Raw genomic sequence first — 20,268 nt, forward strand, 5'->3', positions numbered from 1 at the left:
CTGCTCCCCTTCGACACGTTCACGATCACGCCTTCACCAGTCCCTCGGCCGCCTTCGCCGCGTCCCCGCCCAGCGCCAGATAGACGTCCTCCAGGCTGGGTGTGGCCAGCGTGAAGTCGTCCAGCGAGGAGAACGCCTCCCCGCCGGTCACCGCGGCGACAGCGGCCCGTGCCTCGTCCGGCCCCAGCCGCAGCACCCAGCGACGCCCGGACTCCTGGGCGGAACCACGCAGCGCGGCCACCTCGGGGACGTCCAGGGGCGCCCTCTCGCGCCACACCAGCTCGACCCGGACCTCGCCGGCCACCTGCTCCTTGAGCCCGGCCGGGGTGTCGCAGGCGATGACCTTGCCACGCTCCATGACGGCGACCCGGTCGAGTACGGTCTCGGCCTCGATCACATTGTGGGTCACGAGCAGCACCGTGGCACCGTTCTCGGCACGGCGCCGGTCGACGGCGGACCACACCGCACGCCGGGCGACGGGGTCCATGCCCGTGGTCGGCTCGTCGAGGACCAGGACGGGGCGCTCCCCGACCAGGGTGGCCGCGAAGCAGGCGAGCCGCCGCTGGCCGCCGGACAGGTTCCGCAGGGGCCGCCCGGCGAGCTCGGTGAGGCCCAGTTCTTCCAGTACGGCGTCGCGCTCCGCCCGCGCCGCCCGCACCGGCAGGCCTCTCAGTCGCCCGGTGGTCTCGGCAGCCAGGGCCACCGTCAACTCGTCCAGGGCGGTGGACTCCTGCCCGAGGTACCCGATGAGCCGGGAAGCGCGCTCGGGGTGGCGTACGAGATCGTGCCCCAGCACCTCGACACTGCCGGAGTCCGGGCGCATCAGCCCCGTGAGCTGGCGCACGAGCGTGGACTTGCCCGCGCCGTTGGGCCCGAGCAGCCCGAAGATCTCGCCGCCCCGGACATCGAGGCTGATCCCGTCGGTGGCCCGCACCTCGGGGGTGCCGGCCCGGCCGCGTCGTCCGCGGACGGCGGGATAGGTCCTGACCAGATCACGTACCGCGCACACGGTCCCGGTCTGTGCCTGTGCTGTGCCCGTACTCACGAGGTACGAGAGTACGGGGTCTGATGCCCCGTATTGCGCCCGGGGCCGGGCAGGGCCCCGTCGCTGCCGCCGCACCTACTCCGCGACGGGGGCAGGCTCCGCGGCGGCCCGCACATCGATCTCGCGCCAGAAACCCGCCCGGATGGCGTAGCGGTCGTGCTCGTCGATCTGGTCGTCCTTGTGTGCGAGCAGCCCGAACCGTGCCGCGTACCGCAGCAGCTCCCCGTCGATCCGGTGCGGGATGCGCGGGTACATGGTGGCGAGCTTCTGCAGGTGGACGGTCTCGGGCAGCCGCTCCATCCAACGCCGGGCGAAGACCTGGCCGACCTCGAAGGGGTCTCCGCCGACGGTGGTGATGTCCTCCTCCCGGTCCGCCCAGCGCTGCTCGGCGCTGGTGAGCTGGGCCAGGGTCGGCAGGGACGCGGTCTCCGCGGGTTCGCCGAGGGGTCCGCCGCGCTCCACCCAGCCCCTGTCGGACGACCAGCGCAGGGTCGCGTTGGGGACGGCCGGCTGCACTGGGTGCTGCGCCGCCTGCGAGCCCGGGGCACGCAGGCTGGCCAGGTCCTTGGGGGTGGGAACGCCTCTGTGGGCGGCGGAGGGCTGAGGATGCGCGGCGGGCTCGCCCTCCGGTGTGCCGCTGCCGTTGCGGGCCGCGGCGGCCTGGGCCTCCGACGCCCGCTCGGCCGAGGCGGCCAGCGCGGCCTCGGGCAGCGGGGCGGAGAGGATCGCGGCGATCTCGGGGCGGGGGACGGGCGGCGGCGCGCACACACCGCCCGTGTCCTTGGCCCGCACGGCCTTGGTGATCCAGGCCCGGTCGAGCACCCGGCGTTCGTCCGCCTCGGCGACGAGGTCCTCGGACTGGTTGTAGTCGCCGTCGGCGGCCTGGACGGCCCAGAGGTGGACGGCCACGCCGTGTTCCTTGGCGGACATCAGTCCGGGCAGCAGGTCGCCGTCCCCGGTCACGAGCACCACATCGGAGCAGGCGCGGTTTCTGGCCAGTTCGGTGAGCTCGGCGTGCATCGCCGCGTCGACGCCCTTCTGCGCCCACCGTCCGTCACTGCGGGTGAGGGCCCCCAGCCGAACGGTCACGCGCGACATCACCCGGAGCCGGCGGTGTTCGGGCTGGGGTACGCGGTCGGGGGCGCCGTCGAACCAGTAGATCCGGAGCAGGGGCTGTTCCGTGTCGGCCTCTGCGCGCTCGCGCAGTCCCTGGATCAGGGCGGCGTGGTCGACGGTGATGCGGGAACGGGCGGGCTCTCCGGCCAGCAGACTCGCGGCTGCGCCCAGCAAGTAGCCGGCGTCCACCAGGACGACGCAACGGTCCACGCGTTCCACCCTCTTCCAGGATTTCGGGAACGGAGCAGCGGGCCCGGTCGTGGGGGGGTCGGTCCGCTTGCTCGGGGTTCGCTCACTCAGGGTTTCCTTCGAGTCTGCCCGACCGTACTGGGGTTAAGGTCCGGAACTCGATCATCGGCGTGGCGGATCCGGGAAACGGCGCATGATACCGCCCGGACTACGCTGGGTAATGATCCAACATGCGGCTTATTGGGTGTTATGTGAGTCTGACATCGGTCCTGGCCCCGAGATTCCCCACAGGAGGCATCACCATGGCCAAGAACAAGAACCGCAAGCAGGGCAGCCAGCACGACCGCGCGTCCGCCGCGGAGCGTGGTGCGGAGGAGGCGAAGTCGACGGCGTTCGAGTCGCAGACCCAGCCCCAGTCGCAGTCACAGGGCAGCCCTTCAGATGTTGCCCGTAAGCACCAGCGGCGCTTCGGCCACAACTGACGGTTCCTTAGGGCCGACAGGCCGAGAGGGGCGCCCCGCCAGTGGCGGGGCGCCCCTCTCGCAGGTCCGGGCGGGCTGTCAGCCGGCCAGGCAGGACGGGCCGAGCAGCACCTTCAGGTCGCCGAAGAGCGCCGGGTCGGCCTTGACCCGGTGCCGGTCGAGCCGCAGCACCGTGGTCTTGCGGGGGCCCTGGAGCCTGATGCGTACCTCGGTGTCGCCCCGGTGGCTGCTCAGGACCTCGCCGAGCCGGCTGACCATGGGCGGGGTGATCTTGACGGTGGGGATGGTCAACACGACCGGTGCGTTGGTCCCGGCCGACGAGATGTCGGGAACCTGCATCTCCATGGCGACCAGGCGGGGCACGTCCTCGCGCTTGTCGAGGCGCCCCTTGACGAAGACGACGGTGTCCTCGACGAGCTGCGTGGAGACCAGCTGGTAGGTCGCGGGGAAGAACATGCAGTCGATCGAGCCCGCGAGGTCCTCGACGGTGGCGATGGCCCAGGCGTTGCCCTGCTTGGTCATCTTGCGCTGGAGGCCGGAGATGATGCCGCCGATGGTGACGATCGCGCCGTCGGCGTGCTCACCGCCGGTGAGCTGGGAGATCGCGGCGTCGGACTTGTCGGACAGCACGTGCTCGATGCCGAAGAGCGGGTGGTCGGAGACGTAGAGGCCGAGCATCTCGCGTTCCTGCGCGAGCAGGTAGGACTTCTCCCACTCGATGTCGGAGAACTCCACGTCGAGGCCGAAGCCCGGCTCGTCGCTCTCCGCCTCACCCATGCCGCCGAAGAGGTCGAACTGCCCCTCGGCCTCCTTGCGCTTGACCTGCACCACGTTGTCGATCATCGGCTCGTGGTGGGCGACCAGACCCTTGCGGGTGTGGCCCATCTCGTCGAAGGCACCTGCCTTGATGAGCGACTCGACCGTGCGCTTGTTGCAGACGACCGCCTCGACCTTGTCCAGGAAGTCGGGGAATGTCGAGTACTTCCCCTTCGCCTTGCGGGACCTGATGATCGAATCGACGACGTTATGGCCGACGTTACGGATGGCGGTCAGGCCGAAGAGGATCATTTCGTCGCCCTGGGCCGCGAAGTTCGACTCGGACTCGTTGACGTTCGGCGGGAGCACCTTGATGCCCATGCGGCGGCACTCGTTGAGGTAGACCGCGGACTTGTCCTTGTCGTCCTTGACCGAGGTGAGCAGCGCGGCCATGTACTCGGCGGGGTAGTTCGCCTTGAGGTACGCGGTCCAGTAGGTGACCAGGCCGTACGCGGAGGAGTGCGCCTTGTTGAACGCGTATCCGGCGAACGGCACGAGGACGTCCCACAGGGCCTTGATCGCGGCGTCGGAGAAGCCGTTCTTCTTGGCGCCGGCCTCGAAGAGGACGAAGTTCTTCGCCAGCTCGTCGGCCTTCTTCTTGCCCATCACGCGGCGCAGGATGTCGGCCTCGCCGAGCGAGTATCCGGCGACGATCTGGGCGGCCTTCTGCACCTGCTCCTGGTAGACGATCAGGCCGTAGGTGAGCCCGAGGACCTCCTTGAGGGGCTCCTCCAGCTCCGGGTGGATCGGGGTGATCTCCTGCCGGGCGTTCTTGCGCTCGGCGTAGTTCGTGTGGGAGTTCATTCCCATCGGGCCGGGCCGGTACAGGGCCGAGACGGCGGAAATGTCCTCGAAGTTGTCGGGCTGCATCTGGCGCAGCAGCGAACGCATCGGCCCGCCGTCGAACTGGAACACCCCGAGCGTGTCACCGCGGCACAGCAGCTCGTACGTCTTGGGGTCGTCCAGCGGGAGCGCGAGCATCTCCAGGTCGACGCCCTTGTTGGCCTTCACCATCTTGATGGCGTCGTCCATGATCGTCAGGTTGCGCAGGCCCAGGAAGTCCATCTTGAGCAGGCCGAGCGACTCGCACTGCGGGTAGTCCCACTGCGTGATGGTGACGCCGTCGGTGTGCCGCACCCAGATCGGGGCGTGGTCGACGATGGGCTCGCTGGACATGATCACGCCGGCCGCGTGCACACCCATCTGCCGGACGAGGCCTTCGACGCCCTTCGCGGTGTCGATGACCTTCTGGACGTCCGGCTCGTTCTCGTACATCCCCCGGATCTCGCCCGCCTCGCTGTAGCGCGGGTGCTTCGGGTCGGTGATGCCGTTGAGGTCGATGCCCTTGCCGAGGACGTCGGCGGGCATGGCCTTGGTCAGGCGGTCGCCCATCGCGTACGGGTAGCCGAGGACGCGGGCGGAGTCCTTGATCGCGTTCTTGGCCTTGATCTTGCCGTAGGTGCCGATCATGGCGACCTTGTCGGCGCCGTACTTCTCGGTCACGTACCTGATCACTTCGACGCGCCGGCGCTCGTCGAAGTCGATGTCGACATCGGGCATGGAGACACGCTCGGGGTTGAGGAACCGCTCGAAGATCAGTCCGTGCGTGATCGGGTCGAGGTCGGTGATGCCCATGGCGTACGCGACGATCGAACCGGCGGCGGAGCCTCGGCCCGGACCGACCGCGATGCCGTTGTTCTTGGCCCACATGATGAAGTCGGCGACGACCAGGAAGTACCCCGGGAACCCCATCTGGATGATGATGTCCATCTCGTACTCGGCCTGCTTCTGCCGGTCCTCGGGGACACCTCCGGGGTAGCGGCGGCCCATGCCGACCCGGACCTCCTCCTGGAACCACGTGATCTCGGTGAAGCCCTCCGGGATGTCGAACTTCGGCATCAGGTCGCGCTTCTCGAACATGCCCGAGGTGTCGATCTGCTGCGCGACCAGCAGGGTGTTGGCGCAGCCCTGCTGCCAGGCGTCCGAGGAGTCGACGGCGTACATCTCGTCCGTCGTCTTCAGGTAGTAGCCGGTGCCGTCGAAGCGGAAGCGGTCCGGGTCGGAGATGTTCTTGCCGGTCTGGATGCACAGCAGTGCGTCGTGCGCCGTCGCCTCGTGGGCGTAGGTGTAGTGCGAGTCGTTCGTCACGAGCGGCGGGATGTTCAGCTTCTTGCCGATTTCGAGGAGGCCGTCGCGGACCCGGCGCTCGATCTCGATGCCGTGGTCCATCAGCTCCAGGAAGTACTTGCCCTCGCCGAAGATGTCCTTGTAGTCGGAGGCCGCCTGGACCGCCTCGTCGAACTGTCCGAGCCGCAGCCGGGTCTGCACCTCGCCGGAGGGGCATCCGGTGGACGCGATCAGGCCCTCGGACCACTTGGAGATGGTCTCCCTGTCCATACGCGGCCACTTCTGCAGCCAGCCCTCGGCGTACGCGTCCGAGGACAGCTTGAAGAGGTTGTGCAGCCCGGTGCTGTTCGCCGCCCAGATCGTCTTGTGGGTGTAACCACCGGAGCCGGACACGTCGTCACGCTTCTGGTGCGGCTGGCCCCACTTGATCTTGCGCTTGTGCTTGCGCGACTCGGGGGCGACATAGGCCTCGATCCCGATGATGGGCGTCACCCCGGCCTTCTTCGCCGAGTGGAAGAAGTCGTAGGCACCGTGGAGGTTGCCGTGGTCGGTCATCGCGATGTGCGACATGCCCATCTCGTTGCACGCCTCGAACATGTCCTTGAGCCGCGCGGCACCGTCCAGCAGCGAGTACTGGGTGTGGACGTGCAGGTGCGTGAATGGCGGCTTGGTCACGGCGCTGTGCCTCCGGGTCGGTCAGCAGGGGGGCGCGAAGCGCCTCGATGAGGGGTGGTGATCGGGCGACGGGCGGGAGATGACGGCTTGGGGGGACAGCGGGGAAGTCTACGTCTTGGAGGTCACGGACGACGGGCACTCCGGGGTACGGTCGCGCGTTGGAAGGGCGGGGAGCACCCGCCCCATTTGTCATGAACGCCATGTAGCAGGAGGCACCCAGCGATGTCGGACACGCAGCCCAGCGGCGAGCAGCGCGGGGAGCAGATCCTTGCCGTTTTCGACACCGCCTTCGGCGAGCTCCTGGCCGCCGATCCCGCTGCTTTCCGGGTGAAGTTCCGCAAGATGGCGGGCTCGGCCTTCGCTTTCTACCGCGGCTCGGCCGGGCTTTTCTACGCCGATCTGGACCGTGAGCAGCGCAGCGGGCCGTACCTCGACGAGCGCACGAGCCGGGTGTGGGTACACGGCGATCTGCATGCAGAGAACTTCGGAACGTACATGGACGCCAATGGCCGCCTGGTGTTCAACGTCAACGACTTCGATGAGGCCTACGTAGCTCCCTTCACCTGGGACCTCAAGCGCTTCGCCGCCTCCGTCGCCCTGATCGGGTACGCGAAGGCGCTGGGCGACGACCAGATCACCGAGCTCGTCCGGATCTACGCCACGGCCTACCGGGAGCGGATCCACGCCCTGGCGACGGGCGCGAAGAACGACGAGGTGCCGCCCTTCACTCTGGACACCGCCGAGGGCCCGCTGCTCGACGCGCTGCGTGACGCCCGGTCCCTGACCCGGTTCGGACTGCTGGACTCGATGACGGAGATCCGGGACTTCGAGCGCCGCTTCGCCGCCGGCGGCGGTGCGATCGACCTGGACGCCGCGACGCGCTACAAGGTGCTCGCCGCGTTCGACGGCTATCTGGAGACGCTGCCCGAGTCGAGCCTGACCCGGCCGGACTCCTACCGGGTCAAGGACGTCGTCGGCCGCCGCGGCATCGGTATCGGGTCGGCGGGCCTGCCCTCGTACAACATCCTTCTGGAGGGCAACAGCGACGCCCTGGAGAACGATGTGGTGATCTACCTCAAGCAGGCGCAGACCCCGGCGGTCTCCCGGCACATCACGGACACGGCCGTGCGGGACTACTTCCAGCACGAGGGGCACCGCACGGTGATCTCGCAGCGGGCGCTGCAGGCGCACGCCGACCCGTGGCTGGGCTGGACGGAGCTGGACGGGGCGGGTCAGCTGGTCGCCGAGGTCTCGCCGTACGCGGTCGATCTGGACTGGTCCGACATCGACGAGCCGGAGGAGATCGCGGCGGTCGTCGCCGACCTCGGCCGGGCGACGGCGACGATGCACTCGGCGGCGGACGACGAGAGCGGGCACTCGCTGGTGCCGTTCTCCACGGAGCGTGCGATCGACGCGGCGATCGCGGCGGACGAGGAGGGCTTCGCGGAGCTTCTGGTCGACTTCGCGCACAGCTACGGCGCACGCGCCCGTGCCGATCATCAGATCTTCGTGGACCTCTTCCGCAACGGCCGCATCCCCGGCCTGTAGGTCCTTAGGACTCGCTTACGGGTTCACATGACACACTCTCCGGCGATGGACGTATCAGGGACGCAGATCAGAGCGGTACGCGCGGCGTTGTTCACCGCGCTCGTCGTCACGCTCTCCTCCGCGTCCCACGTGTTGCTCTCCCGGGTTCCGCTGCCGCTGACGGCGGTCGTCCTGCTGGCCGGGGCGGTCTTCGCCGTGGCGTTCGCACTGGCGGGCCGGGAGCGCAGCTTCGGGGCGATCGCCGGGCTGCTGGTTCCGCTGGAGCTGGCCGCCGACACCGTGTTCACCACCGGACAGCACCTCTGTTACGGGGCGGCGGGCGGCCCGATCGCGGGGCCGTTGCGCTCCGTGGGCGTCGACGTGCTGTGCGGCGGCGAGGCGGGCGCGGGTTCCTCGCACCTCGCGGACGTGGCCGCGGTCGGTACCCCGCTCGCGGGGGTGACCGGCACGGGCGACCGCGCGGCCGCTCTGCTGGCCTCGCCCGGACCTGCTGTGCCGTGGCTGCTGCTCGCCGCGCACGTGACCGTGGGCCTGCTGGCCGCTGCCTGGCTGCGGCGCGGTGAGTCCGCGCTGGCAGGAGTGCTGCGCGCGGCGGCCGCGGTCGCGTTCCGGCCGCTGCTGACCGCCGTCGCCGTGCTGGGGAGCGCCCGGCGCCACGCACGGCGCGATGCGCACTCCCGCGGACGGGCCGGCCCTCACCTCCCGGCCCGCCTCCTCGTTCACTCCGTGGGACGGAGGGGACCGCCGCGCCCGGCCTGTGCCCTTTCCTGAGCACGAGTACGCGGCAGACCCCGGATCACCTCACACGTACACACGGAGAAACAGTCATGAGCAACCGCAACAGCCAGGCCAACAAGTCCGCCGCCCGTGAGCGGCTGCGCGTCGAGCGCGAGCGCCAGGCCAAGAAGGACAAGGTCCGCAAGCAGGTCGTCGTCGCCGTCTCCGTGGTCGCCGTGCTGGCGATCGCGGGAGGCGTCAGCTACGGCGTGATGCAGCTGAACAAGCCCTCCGGCTGGGAGGCGGCCGCGGACGCGAAGAACGTGACCGCGCCGAAGAACACCTCGGGCGACGACGGCACGACCGTCGTCATCGGCGAGTCGTCCGCCAAGAAGACCCTGGAGCTGTACGAGGACTCGCGCTGCCCGATCTGCGCCACGTTCGAGCAGACGGTCGGCGAGACGGTCGCCAAGGATGTCGAAGCCGGCAAGTACAAGGTCAAGTACGTCGGCGCGACCTTCATCGACAACTCCGACAACGGCGAGGGCTCCAAGAACGCCCTGAGTGCGCTGGGTGCGGCGCTCGATGTGAGCCCCGAGGCCTTCCTGGACTACAAGGCCGCGCTGTACTCCGCGAAGTACCACCCCGAGGAGAGCCAGGACAAGTTCGCCAAGGACAGCTACCTGATCGAGGTGGCGGACTCGGTGGACGCGCTGAAGGGCAACTCCGCGTTCCAGAAGGACGTCGAGGACGGTACGTACGACGCCTGGGCGATGAAGATGTCCAAGGCGTTCGACAAGAGCGGGGTGGAGGGCACGCCCACGCTGAAGATGGACGGCAAGACCGTCACCGCCGAGGGCAGCAAGAACGCGCCCATGACGGTGGCCGAGTTCAACGCGGCGATCACCAAGGCGCTGAAGGGCTGACGGGCCCACGAACCCCGGGGCCGGCGGGAGAACCTGCGGCCCCGAGCGCATCCCGGGCGTAACTCCGGGCGGCTAATACCCAACAGGCGGGCGAACTTCCTTTGTTCGCCCGCCTGTTCGCTCTACCCACCAGTAGGGTGATCGTCCGTGACCAGTCGACATCTTTCCGCACCCAGCCGCCGCACGGTCGTCAGAGCCGCCGCCGCCACAGCGGTCGCCGCCCCCGTGCTCGCATCCGCCACCAGCGCCCGGGCCGCAGAGGCCCCGGCCTTCCTGCACGGCGTGGCCTCGGGCGATCCGCTGCCCGACGGCATCCTGCTCTGGACCCGTGTCACCCCCACCGCCGACGCCGTGCCCGGCTCCGGCCGCGGCGCCGATACGGCGGTGCGCTGGGAGATCGCCGAGGACAAGGCCTTCTCCCGGATAGCCGCGCAGGGCACGGCCGTCTCGAAGGCCGCCTCCGACCACACGGTCAAGGCCGACGTCCGTGGACTGCGCCCCGCGACGACGTACTACTACCGCTTCTCCGCGGGCAGCGGGGAACCGGTCCGCTCCCCCGCCGGCCGCACCCGCACGGCTCCCGCCGCGGGCACGGCCACCCCGGGGATCCGCTTCGGCGTGGTGTCCTGCGCCAACTGGGAGGCCGGCTGGTTCTCCCCGTACCGGCATCTCGCGGCCCGCGCGGACCTGGACGCCGTTCTCCACCTGGGCGACTACATCTACGAGTACGCGTCGGGCAGTTATCCGACCCAGGACACCGTGGTACGCGCCCACGCCCCGCTCCACGAGATCCTCACCCTCTCCGACTACCGGACCAGGCACGGCACGTACAAGACGGACACCGATCTCCAGTCGCTGCACGCCGCCCACCCGGTGATCGCGATCTGGGACGACCACGAATTCGCGAACGACGCGTGGTCGGGCGGGGCGGAGAACCACACCCCGGGCGCCGAGGGCGCCTGGGCCGCGCGGGTCGCCGCCGCGAAGCAGGCGTACTTCGAGTGGATGCCGGTCCGCGCCTCCACCGAGGGCACCGTCTACCGGCGTCTGAGCTTCGGCAGCCTGGCCGAGCTGCACCTGCTCGACCTGCGCAGCTTCCGTTCCGAGCAGGCGTCCATCGGCAACGGCGCGGTCGACGACCCGGAGCGCTCCATCACCGGGCGGGCGCAACTGGACTGGCTGAAGGCCGGGCTGGCCGGATCGAACGCCACATGGAAGCTGGTCGGCACCTCGGTGATGATCTCGCCGGTCGCCTTCGGCGCGCTGCCGGCCCATCTGCTGGCACCGCTCGCGGAGTTGCTGGGGCTTCCCGGAGAGGGGCTCGCGGTCAACGTCGACCAGTGGGACGGCTACACGGCCGACCGCAAGGAGCTGATCTCACATCTGCGGGACCGGTCGGTGACCAATACGGTCTTCCTGACCGGTGACATCCACATGGCGTGGGCCAACGACGTCCCCGTGAAGGCCGCGACGTACCCGCTGTCGGCCTCGGCGGCCACCGAGTTCGTGGTGACCTCGGTGACGTCGGACAACCTGGACGACATCCTCCGGGTGGCGCCCCAGACCGTCTCGGTGGTCGCCGCGGCAGCGGTCAAGGCCGCCAACCGCCATGTGAAGTGGATCGACCTGGACTCGCACGGCTACGGCGTCCTCGATGTGACGGCCGAACGGTCGCAGATGGACTACTACACGATCTCGGACAAGACGAAGAAGGACGCGACCGCGTCCTGGGTCCGCTCGTACCGCACCCGCAGCGGGACCCAGAAGATCGAACGGGCCGACGCCCCTGTGCGCTGACCGCGTCGAGGGACCAGGTCCGGATCGCCGGGGCCGAGAGGTCCGGGTCGCCAGGGCCGAGAGGTCCGGGTCGCCAGGGCCGAGAGGTCCGGGTCGCCAGGGCCGAGGAGCGAAGCAAGGGGCCCCGCACCGAGGTGCGGGGTCCTCCCTCATGCCTGGAGCGTGGCGAGGAACCCGAGCCCGACCTTCCAGGCCAACTCGGCCGACTCCTCGTCGTAGTCGGGCAGTTCCGGGTCGGTGAACAGGTGCCCGGCCCCGGGGTAGCGGTAGACCTCGACGTCCGCGCCGGTCCGCTGCATCTGGAGGTACCAGCTGTTCAGCCAGTCGTGCGACTCGAACGGATCGGGGTCCGCGACGTGCAGCTGCACCGGCAGTTCGTCCACCGAGGCGTTCTCCGCGATGTCCGATGTGCCGTGGAGCATCAGCAGCCCGCGCGCCTTGGCGTCACCGAGCGCGAGGGTCTGCGCCACCGACGCCCCGAAGGAGAAGCCCGCGTACACGAGGCCCTGGTCGGAATAGGGTGCGGCGGCCAGCACGGCGCGCTTCAGCAGCTCGTCCTTGCCCACCTGTTCCTTGAAGGCCATTCCTTCCTCGACGGTGTCGTAGGTGTGCCCCTCGAAGAGATCGGGCACGCGCACCTCGTGACCGGCTGCACGCAGCCGGTCTGCAGCCGCGTGCACAGCGGGCCGCAGACCGTAGGTCGAGTGGAAAAGCATGATGTTCATGACGTCCATGGTGCCAGCTGTGCCCCAACGCTTGGAGGACCGGGGAATGGAGAACGTAGTGCGACCGCTGCTCGTGCTGGGCGGATCGCTGGTGATCACCCTGCTGGTGGGCTGGCTGGTCGATCTGCTGCTGCGCCGGGCCGACAGCCGCCACAGCGAGACGCCCGTCTGGGGCCTGCTGCGGCGCTGCCGGCCCCCGCTGCAGGTGGTGCTCTGCACGGCACTGCTGCGGGCCTCCTACGTCCACGTACGCCTCGACCCGGTGCGGGACCACCGGGCCGGGATCGGCCAGGCCATGACCCTGGTGCTGATCGCGGCGTCGGCCTGGCTGGTGCTGCGCGTCGCGGCCACCGCCGTGGAGTCCTCGTACGCCCGCTACGCGACGTCCACCCGCGATCCGGCCCGGGTCCGCCGGGTGCGGACCCAGGTCACGCTGATCCAGCGTGTGGTCACCGCCGTGGTGGCGACGGTCGCGGTCGCGGCGATGCTGCTGACCTTCCCGGCGATGCGCACCGTCGGCACCTCGATGCTGGCCTCCGCCGGTGTCCTCGGCATCGTCGCCGGTGTCGCGGCCCAGTCGACGCTCGGCAACCTCTTCGCCGGCTTCCAGATCGCTTTCGGCGACATGGTCCGGATCGGCGACACCGTGGTGGTGGACGGCGAGTGGGGCACCGTGGAGGAGATCACCCTGACCTTCCTCGCCGTGCGGACCTGGGACGAGCGCCGGATCACCATGCCGGTGTCGTACTTCACCAGCAAGCCGTTCGAGAACTGGTCGCGCGGCGGGGTCCAGATGACCGGCACGGTCTTCCTCCAGCTCGACCACTCCGCGCCGGTCGCCGCGATGCGTGAACGGCTGCGCGAGATCCTCGGCGAGTGCGCCGCCTGGGACGGCCGCGACTGGTCGCTGGCCGTCACGGACACCACCGCGTCGACGATCGAGGTACGGGCCGTGGTCACCGCGAAGGACGCGGACGACATCTGGACGGTGCGCTGTGCGGTGCGTGAGCAGCTCGTCGGATGGCTGCGTGACCACCATCCGTACGCGCTGCCGCGCATCGTCACGTCGCCCGCGGTGCTGCCGCCGGGCGATCACTGGCCGGAACTGACGGGTGCGCGGGACGCAGGCGGCCGGGACCGTCTCGACGGCCGGGTGCCCGGCCCCGGCAAGGCGCCGCGCACGGGCCGCGGCTGACCGCCCGCACGCCTGCCGGGCGGCGTCGCGGTCAGAGCGTGCGGCGCATCGCCCGGTGGGGCATTCCGGCGTCCGGGAACTCGGGGCCGTACGCCACGTATCCGAGCCGCTCGTAGAAGCCGAGCGCATGGGTCTGGGCGTGCAGGTCGACGGCGGTCAGGCCGAGGGCGCGTGCCTCGTCCTCGATGGCGCGCACCAGCGCGGCACCGACCCCGAAGCCGCGTGCCTCGCGGGTCACGGCCAGCCTGCCCAGGGAGCCGACGGCTTCGGCGCCGCCGGTCTTGCCCTCCGCCGCGGAGCCGTGCAGCAGCCTGCCCGTACCGAGCGCGGAGCCGTCCGCCGCAACGGCGAGCACGTGGACCGCGCCGGCGTCGTAGGCGTCGTACTCGATCTCCTCGGGCACCTGCTGTTCACCGACGAAGACGTTCTTGCGCACCTGGAAGCAGGCCGAGAGATCGTTCTCCTCGACGGCCCTGCGGGTGCTGTACGGGGCGGGCGCGGTGCTCACTCGCTCTCCGCCGCGATCGTCTCGAGGGCCTGGCGCAGGTCGTCCGGGTAGGTGCTGGAGAACTCGACCCAGCTGCCGTCCGAAGGGTGCTCGAAGCCGAGCCGGACCGCGTGCAGCCACTGGCGGGACAGACCGAGGCGCTTGGCCATGGTCGGGTCGGCTCCGTAGGTCAGGTCGCCGACGCAGGGGTGGCGGTGGGCGGACATGTGCACCCGGATCTGGTGGGTGCGTCCGGTCTCCAGCTTGATGTCCAGCAGGCTGGCGGCGCGGTAGGCCTCGATGAGGTCGTAGTGCGTCACGGAGGGCTTGCCCTCGGCGGTGACGGCCCACTTGTAGTCGTGCTGCGGGTGGCGCCCGATGGGGGCGTCGATGGTGCCGCTCATCGGGTCCGGGTGGCCCTGGACCAGGGCGTGGTACTTCTTCTCGACGACCCGGTCACGGAACTGGGCCTTGAGCAGGGTGTAGGCACGCTCGGACTTGGCCACGACCATCAGCCCGGAGGTGCCGACGTCGAGCCGGTGCACGATGCCCTGGCGCTCGGCGGCACCCGAGGTGGAGATCCGGTAGCCGGCCGCGGCGAGGCCGCCGATGACCGTGGTGCCGGTCCAGCCGGGGCTGGGGTGGGCGGCGACGCCGACCGGCTTCATGATCACGACGATGTCGTCGTCGTCGTGCACGATCTCCATGCCCTCGACGGGCTCGGCAACGATCTGGACCGGAGCGGCTGCCTGCGGCATCTCCACTTCCAGCCAGGCGCCGCCGTGCACACGCTCGGACTTCCCGGCCACCGCACCGTCCACCTGGACCTTCCCGGCCGCGGCCAGCTCGGCGGCCTTGGTGCGGGAGAAACCGAACATCCTGGAGATGGCGGCGTCTACACGCTCGCCTTCCAGACCGTCGGGTACGGGCAGGGTGCGGACCTCGGGATACGTACTCACCTGTCGAGTATGCCTTGCGCCCACTAGTCCTTGTGCACGGTGCCGTCGGGGTCCAGGCCCTTGAAGGAAAGGATCACGATCAGGATTCCGCCGCAGACGATCGCCGAGTCGGCGAGGTTGAACACGGCGAAGTGCGCAGGGGCGATGAAGTCCACCACCGCGCCCTCGAAGACGCCGGGTGCGCGGAAGATGCGGTCGGTGAGGTTGCCGAGCGCTCCTCCGAGCAGCAGCCCGAGGGCGATGGCCCAGGGCAGGCTGTAGAGCTTGCGCGCGAGCCTGGCGATCACCACGATCACGACCGCGGCGATGGCCGTGAAGATGACCGTGAACGCCTCACCCATCCCGAAAGCGGCACCCGCGTTCCGGATGGCGTCGAGCTTCAGCCAGTCGCCGAAGATCTCGATGGGCTCCTGGTGCTCCAGCTTCGCGACCACGATCATCTTGCTGACCAGGTCCAGGAGGTAGGCGATCACGGCCACGACGAAGAGCACGAGGATCTTCCGCCTGCCCCTGCCGCCGCCCGTGTCGTCGCTCCCGGCCTGAGCCGCGCCCTCGGAGGGCTGCTGGGGCTCTGCCCCGTCAGCCCCCTCGGCATCAGGGATATCCGGCGTACCGATGATGCGCTCCGCCTCTGCCACGTGAGTCCCTCAACCTAGGTGCCTGACTGAGGACGAGGGTACGACACACCCGCCTCGGTCAGCCGCGTCGCTCCTGCTTCTGTTTGTCCTCGACGCAGAGCGTGGCCCGGGGGAAGGCCTGCATGCGCGCCTTGCCGATCGGGTTGCCGCAGATCTCGCACAGTCCGTACGTCCCCGCGTCGAGCCTGGCGAGGGCACGTTCGGTCTGTTCCAGCATCTCCTGGGCGTTGGCCGCCAGGGACAGCTCGTGCTCGCGCGTGATGTTCTTCGTGCCGGTGTCCGCCTCGTCGTCGCCCGCCCCGTCGCCGGAGTCCCGCATCAGCCCGGCCAGCGCCGCTCCCGATGCCTCCAGCTCGCTGCGCAGCCGGATGACCTCGCTGGACAGCTCCGTCCTCGCCTCCGCGACCTCTTCGGGGGTCCAGGGGTCCTCCCCCGGCCTGACGGCCAGCTCGCCGGGCGCCGTCGCGGCGGCCACCCGGGCCGGCGGCACCGCTGTGGCACCGCCCTTTCCTACCGCCGTGGTCCGGCCGGCGCTCTTCTTGGCTACCACCGTGTGGGCTCCTGTCTGCTCGGCGGCCTGGGCCGCCCCCGTGGCCTTCTTCGAAGCCTTCTTGGCTGCGCTCTTCTTCGCCGGCCCGTGGTGCGCCGGAGCCCGATCGGCCCGTTCCTGCTCGTCCGGCGGCCGGGCCGCCGTCTTCTTCGCGGCGGTCGTCCCGGCGGCGGCCTTCTTGGCCCCGGCCTTCCCGACCGCCTTACTGGCCGCTTTCCCCGCCGCCTTCTTCGCTGTCCTCCCGGTCGTCTCCTCGGCCACCGGACCCGTGGATCCCGCCGACGCCGTTCCTGTTACGGCGGTCTTCTTCGCCACCATGGCCGCGGCCCCTTCACATATTGTGATCTTGCACGCGAATCGTGCTGGGACGATAAATCGACCCCAGCCCCACGGCAACGGGGCACGCCGCCGGTTCGCCCCTCCCCATGCCGGGTCGTGACGCGCCTGCAACCGTTGTGCCCAGCTGCCCGCGCGGTAATCCGCTCCCGATGCGCCCGCCAGGACTCCCTCCGCCCCATCTGGCCATTCGGGTCACACCGCACCCCGCCGGTAAACCGGTCGGCCGTCGCCCGTACGGGCCCGTACACTGGCCGCAGCGAGAGGCATGGATGGGACGAGTAGCGTCGTACGCAGCCCGCAGCGACCCGGGGACGGTGGGAGCCCGGGGGCGAGCGCGTCGTGAAGATCACCCCGGAGCCGCCGGAAGAAAGCCTTGGACAGTGGGTTCCACCCACGGGCGCAGGGCGAGTAGACCCGGCATCGCTACCCCAATGAGGGGGCCACGGGCGCATGCCCGGGGCCAAGGAGGGTGGTACCGCGGGAGCCTGCCGGTTCTCGTCCCTCCGACGGAAGTGGAATACGTCCGCCGGAGGAAGCCCGCACATGACATCGCCGCAGTACCGCCAGGTACCCGCCCAGGTCGACCTGCCCGCCCTCGAGCACGCCGTGCTCGACTTCTGGCGTGACAACAAGGTCTTCACCAAGAGCCTCGAACAGTCCGAGGGCCGCCCCGAGTGGGTCTTCTACGAGGGCCCGCCGACCGCCAACGGCATGCCCGGGGCCCACCACATCGAGGCCCGCGTCTTCAAGGACGTCTTCCCCCGCTTCCGCACCATGCAGGGCTACCACGTCGGCCGCAAGGCCGGCTGGGACTGTCACGGCCTGCCGGTGGAGCTCGCGGTCGAGAAGGAGCTGGGCTTCAACGGCAAGAAGGACATCGAGGCGTACGGCATCGCCGAGTTCAACGCCAAGTGCCGTGAGTCCGTGACCCGCCACACCGACGCCTTCGCCGAGCTCACGACCCGCATGGGCTACTGGGTCGACCTCGACGACGCCTACCGCACGATGGACCCGGAGTACGTCGACTCCGTGTGGTGGTCCCTGAAGGAGATCTTCAACAAGGACCTGCTGGTCCAGGACCACCGCGTCGCCCCCTGGTGCCCGCGCTGCGGCACCGGCCTCTCCGACCACGAGCTGGCCCAGGGCTACGAGACGGTCGTCGACCCCTCGGTCTTCGTGCGCTTCCCGCTCACGAGCGGCCCGCTGGCCGGTGAGGCCGCCCTCCTGGTCTGGACGACGACCCCCTGGACCCTCGTCTCCAACACCGCCGTGGCCGCGCACCCCGACGTCGACTACGTGGTCGCGACGGACGGCGCCGAGAAGCTCGTCGTGGCCCGGCCGCTGGTCGAGAAGGCCCTCGGAGAGGGCTGGGAGCTCACGGGCCAGTCCTTCACCGGCCGCGAGATGGAGCGCTGGACGTACGAGCGCCCGTTCCAGCTCGTCGACTTCCCGGCCGAGGCCCATTACGTCGTCAACGCCGAGTACGTCACGACCGAGGACGGTACGGGTCTGGTCCACCAGTCCCCCGCCTTCGGCGCCGACGACCTCGTCGTCTGCCGTTCCTACGGCCTTCCGGTCGTGAACCCGGTCCGCCCCGACGGCACCTTCGAGGAAGACCTGCCGCTGGTCGGCGGCGTCTTCTTCAAGAAGGCCGACGAGGCGCTCACCGCGGACCTGGACGCCCGTGGGAAGCTCTTCCGCCACGTCCCGTACGAGCACAGTTACCCGCACTGCTGGCGCTGCCACACGGCGCTGCTCTACTACGCGCAGCCGTCCTGGTACATCCGCACGACAGCCGTCAAGGACCGGCTTCTCGAGGAGAACGAGAAGACCAACTGGTTCCCGGACTCGGTGAAGACCGGCCGCTTCGGCGACTGGCTGAACAACAACGTCGACTGGGCCCTGTCCCGCAACCGCTACTGGGGCACCCCGCTGCCCATCTGGCGCTGCGAGGACAACCACCTGACCTGTGTGGGCTCCCGCGCCGAGCTCTCCGAGCTCACCGGCGCCGACCAGTCGGACCTGGACCCGCACCGTCCGTTCATCGACGAGATCACCTTCACCTGCTCGCAGGAGAACTGCCAGCTTGAGGCGTACCGCGTTCCCGAGGTCATCGACGCCTGGTACGACTCGGGCTCCATGCCGTTCGCCCAGTGGGGATACCCGTACAAGAACAAGGAGATCTTCGAGAGCCGCTACCCGGCGCAGTTCATCTCGGAGGCCATCGACCAGACCCGCGGCTGGTTCTACACACTGATGGCGGTCGGCACGCTCGTCTTCGACAAGTCCAGTTACGAGAACGTGGTCTGCCTCGGCCACATCCTCGCCGAGGACGGCCGCAAGATGTCCAAGCACCTCGGGAACATCCTCCAGCCGATCCCGCTCATGGACCAGCACGGCGCCGACGCCGTGCGCTGGTTCATGGCGGCCGGCGGTTCCCCGTGGGCGGCACGGCGTGTGGGCCACGGCACGATCCAGGAGGTCGTCCGCAAGACGCTCCTGACCTACTGGAACACGGTCGCCTTCCAGGCCCTGTACGCCCGTACGTCGGGCTGGGCGCCGTCCGCGGCCGATCCCGCACCGGAAGGCCGCACGGTCCTGGACCGCTGGCTGCTGAGCGAGCTGAACGCCCTGGTGGACCAGATGACCCAGGCGCTGGAGAGCTACGACACCCAGCGGGCCGGCAAGCTGCTGTCCTCGTTCGTCGACGACCTGTCCAACTGGTACGTACGCCGCTCGCGCCGCCGCTTCTGGCAGGGCGACAAGGCGGCCCTGCGCACGCTGCACGAGGTCGTCGAGACCGTCACCCGGCTGATGGCCCCGCTGACCCCGTTCATCACGGAGCGGGTCTGGCAGGACCTGGTCGCCCCCGTCACGCCGGACGCCCCGGAGTCGGTGCACCTCTCCACCTGGCCCGAGGCTGACCTGTCGGCGATCGACCCGGCGCTCTCCACGCAGATGGCGCTGGTCCGTCGCCTGGTCGAGCTGGGGCGCGCCACGCGGGCCGAGTCGGGCGTCAAGACCCGTCAGCCGCTGTCCCGCGCCCTGGTCGCGGCCTCGGGCTTCGAGAACCTCTCGACCGAGCTGCACGCCCAGATCACGGAGGAGCTGAACGTCTCCTCGCTGGCCTCCCTGTCCGAGGTAGGCGGATCGCTGGTCGACACGACGGCGAAGGCGAACTTCCGCGCCCTGGGCAAGCGGTTCGGCAAGGGCGTCCAGGCGGTGGCCAAGGCCGTCGCCGACACGGACGCCGCGGCGCTCTCGCTGGCCCTGCGCGAGGGCACCGCGTCGGTCGAGGTCGACGGTGAGCGGATCGCCCTCTCCCCCGACGAGGTCATCATCACCGAGACGCCGCGCGAGGGCTGGTCGGTGGCCTCCGACTCGGGTGCCACGGTCGCCCTGGACCTCGAGATCACCCCGGAGCTCCGGCGCGCAGGGCTGGCCCGTGACGCGATCAGGCTGATCCAGGAGGCCCGCAAGAACAGCGGCCTGGACGTGGCGGACCGGATCGCGGTCCGCTGGACGTCCACGTCCCCGGCTACGGTCGAGGCCCTGACCGAGCACGCGTCGCTGATCGCGGACGAGGTCCTGGCCCTGGACTACGCCGAGGGCGAGGCCGACCCCACGTACGGCACCGCGTTCGAGGACGAGGGCCTGGCCCTCACGTTCCGCCTCCGCAAGACGCAGCACTGACCCGCACCACCCCGGCGGCCCGCCCATCCAGCTGGATGGGCGGGCCGCTCCCGTTTCCCACAGGCCCGGCGGCCGGCCCCCGCCCAAGGTTCACCCCGTCCACCGCGAGCCCGCACCCTCCCGGTTCGGCTCCCTCCCCCCGGCCCTCCCGGTATGCCCCTCCCCCAGCCGGCCCACCCGGACCCTCCGGCGATCGAGGGGTGGGGGTCCGGGGGCGGAGCCCACGGTTACGGGAAGGGGCGGG

The 20,268-nt window shown here is 70.0% G+C and carries 15 protein-coding genes; 7 read left to right on the forward strand and 8 right to left on the reverse strand.

The features are described 5' to 3' along the window. Nucleotides 1–25: 25 nt before the first annotated feature. Together ABZS61_RS15725 and ABZS61_RS15730 are read right to left on the reverse strand one after the other, a co-directional pair. Nucleotides 26–1,009 carry an ABC transporter ATP-binding protein gene (locus ABZS61_RS15725; RefSeq protein WP_356420297.1) on the reverse strand — a complete coding sequence of 328 codons (984 nt, stop codon included), beginning with the start codon at nt 1,007–1,009 and terminating at the stop codon, nt 26–28. Nucleotides 1,010–1,120: 111 nt separating this feature from the next. Next, complete coding sequence (locus tag ABZS61_RS15730) at nt 1,121–2,380, reverse strand: NYN domain-containing protein (RefSeq protein ID WP_356420167.1); 1,260 nt, start codon at nt 2,378–2,380, stop codon at nt 1,121–1,123. Between the two features lie 272 nt (nt 2,381–2,652). On the opposite strand from ABZS61_RS15730, the gene ABZS61_RS15735 reads away from it, so the two are divergent. Further along, nucleotides 2,653–2,832: a hypothetical protein gene (locus ABZS61_RS15735; RefSeq protein WP_356420170.1), complete on the forward strand. Its 180-nt coding sequence runs from the start codon at nt 2,653–2,655 to the stop codon at nt 2,830–2,832. 78 nt (nt 2,833–2,910) lie between these two features. Here the strand turns inward: ABZS61_RS15735 and dnaE are convergent, their stop codons facing one another. Then, complete coding sequence (dnaE, locus tag ABZS61_RS15740) at nt 2,911–6,450, reverse strand: DNA polymerase III subunit alpha (protein WP_356420173.1); 3,540 nt, start codon at nt 6,448–6,450, stop codon at nt 2,911–2,913. 222 nt (nt 6,451–6,672) lie between these two features. On the opposite strand from dnaE, the gene ABZS61_RS15745 reads away from it, so the two are divergent. The 4 genes from ABZS61_RS15745 to ABZS61_RS15760 all read left to right on the forward strand — a co-directional run bounded on the left by ABZS61_RS15745 (nt 6,673) and on the right by ABZS61_RS15760 (nt 11,438). Next, nucleotides 6,673–7,998 (forward strand): DUF2252 domain-containing protein, encoded by a 1,326-nt coding sequence (locus tag ABZS61_RS15745; protein WP_356420176.1) that lies wholly within the window; start codon nt 6,673–6,675, stop codon nt 7,996–7,998. Between the two features lie 45 nt (nt 7,999–8,043). Continuing rightward, on the forward strand, nt 8,044–8,769 hold the full coding sequence (locus tag ABZS61_RS15750) for a hypothetical protein (RefSeq protein ID WP_356420181.1): 726 nt from the start codon (nt 8,044–8,046) through the stop codon (nt 8,767–8,769). Nucleotides 8,770–8,825: 56 nt separating this feature from the next. Continuing rightward, on the forward strand, nt 8,826–9,641 hold the full coding sequence (locus tag ABZS61_RS15755; RefSeq protein ID WP_356420184.1) for a DsbA family protein: 816 nt from the start codon (nt 8,826–8,828) through the stop codon (nt 9,639–9,641). A gap of 147 nt (nt 9,642–9,788) precedes the next feature. Then, nucleotides 9,789–11,438 (forward strand): alkaline phosphatase D family protein, encoded by a 1,650-nt coding sequence (locus ABZS61_RS15760; protein WP_356420187.1) that lies wholly within the window; start codon nt 9,789–9,791, stop codon nt 11,436–11,438. A 149-nt stretch (nt 11,439–11,587) separates the two neighbouring features. Here ABZS61_RS15760 and ABZS61_RS15765 read toward each other — a convergent pair whose 3' ends face one another. Further along, nucleotides 11,588–12,172, reverse strand: coding sequence for a dienelactone hydrolase family protein (locus tag ABZS61_RS15765; protein WP_356420190.1), 585 nt, complete (start codon nt 12,170–12,172; stop codon nt 11,588–11,590). A 37-nt stretch (nt 12,173–12,209) separates the two neighbouring features. On the opposite strand from ABZS61_RS15765, the gene ABZS61_RS15770 reads away from it, so the two are divergent. Next, entirely contained in the window at nt 12,210–13,358 is a 1,149-nt protein-coding gene (locus ABZS61_RS15770; protein WP_356420193.1) for a mechanosensitive ion channel domain-containing protein, read from the forward strand. 31 nt (nt 13,359–13,389) lie between these two features. Here the strand turns inward: ABZS61_RS15770 and ABZS61_RS15775 are convergent, their stop codons facing one another. The 4 genes from ABZS61_RS15775 to ABZS61_RS15790 are packed head-to-tail and all read right to left on the reverse strand — an operon-like array spanning nt 13,390 to nt 16,310. Continuing rightward, a complete protein-coding gene (locus tag ABZS61_RS15775; RefSeq protein WP_356420196.1) occupies nt 13,390–13,866 on the reverse strand; it encodes a GNAT family N-acetyltransferase in 477 nt (158 codons plus the stop codon). Continuing rightward, nucleotides 13,863–14,804 carry an RluA family pseudouridine synthase gene (locus ABZS61_RS15780; protein WP_356420199.1) on the reverse strand — a complete coding sequence of 314 codons (942 nt, stop codon included), beginning with the start codon at nt 14,802–14,804 and terminating at the stop codon, nt 13,863–13,865. Before ABZS61_RS15780 ends, ABZS61_RS15775 begins: the two co-directional genes overlap by 4 nt. Before the next feature lie 23 nt (nt 14,805–14,827). Further along, nucleotides 14,828–15,442: a signal peptidase II gene (lspA, locus tag ABZS61_RS15785; RefSeq protein ID WP_356420202.1), complete on the reverse strand. Its 615-nt coding sequence runs from the start codon at nt 15,440–15,442 to the stop codon at nt 14,828–14,830. A 58-nt stretch (nt 15,443–15,500) separates the two neighbouring features. Next, nucleotides 15,501–16,310: a TraR/DksA family transcriptional regulator gene (locus ABZS61_RS15790; RefSeq protein WP_356420205.1), complete on the reverse strand. Its 810-nt coding sequence runs from the start codon at nt 16,308–16,310 to the stop codon at nt 15,501–15,503. A 564-nt stretch (nt 16,311–16,874) separates the two neighbouring features. On the opposite strand from ABZS61_RS15790, the gene ileS reads away from it, so the two are divergent. Beyond that, entirely contained in the window at nt 16,875–20,024 is a 3,150-nt protein-coding gene (gene ileS / locus ABZS61_RS15795; RefSeq protein ID WP_356420208.1) for an isoleucine--tRNA ligase, read from the forward strand. Nucleotides 20,025–20,268: the final 244 nt, after the last annotated feature.

The sequence above is a fragment of the Streptomyces sp. NPDC005566 genome (genome assembly GCF_040605575.1).
Taxonomy (GTDB): domain Bacteria; phylum Actinomycetota; class Actinomycetes; order Streptomycetales; family Streptomycetaceae; genus Streptomyces.

Coding starts and splice junctions, on each gene's coding strand:
- ABZS61_RS15735 (WP_356420170.1), top strand. CDS start 2,653: ATGGCCAAGAACAAGAACCGCAAGCAGGGCAGCCAGCACGACCGCGCG.
- ABZS61_RS15745 (WP_356420176.1), top strand. CDS start 6,673: ATGTCGGACACGCAGCCCAGCGGCGAGCAGCGCGGGGAGCAGATCCTT.
- ABZS61_RS15750 (WP_356420181.1), top strand. CDS start 8,044: ATGGACGTATCAGGGACGCAGATCAGAGCGGTACGCGCGGCGTTGTTC.
- ABZS61_RS15755 (WP_356420184.1), top strand. CDS start 8,826: ATGAGCAACCGCAACAGCCAGGCCAACAAGTCCGCCGCCCGTGAGCGG.
- ABZS61_RS15765 (WP_356420190.1), bottom strand. CDS start 12,172: ATGGACGTCATGAACATCATGCTTTTCCACTCGACCTACGGTCTGCGG.
- ABZS61_RS15770 (WP_356420193.1), top strand. CDS start 12,210: ATGGAGAACGTAGTGCGACCGCTGCTCGTGCTGGGCGGATCGCTGGTG.
- ABZS61_RS15790 (WP_356420205.1), bottom strand. CDS start 16,310: ATGGTGGCGAAGAAGACCGCCGTAACAGGAACGGCGTCGGCGGGATCC.
- ileS (WP_356420208.1), top strand. CDS start 16,875: ATGACATCGCCGCAGTACCGCCAGGTACCCGCCCAGGTCGACCTGCCC.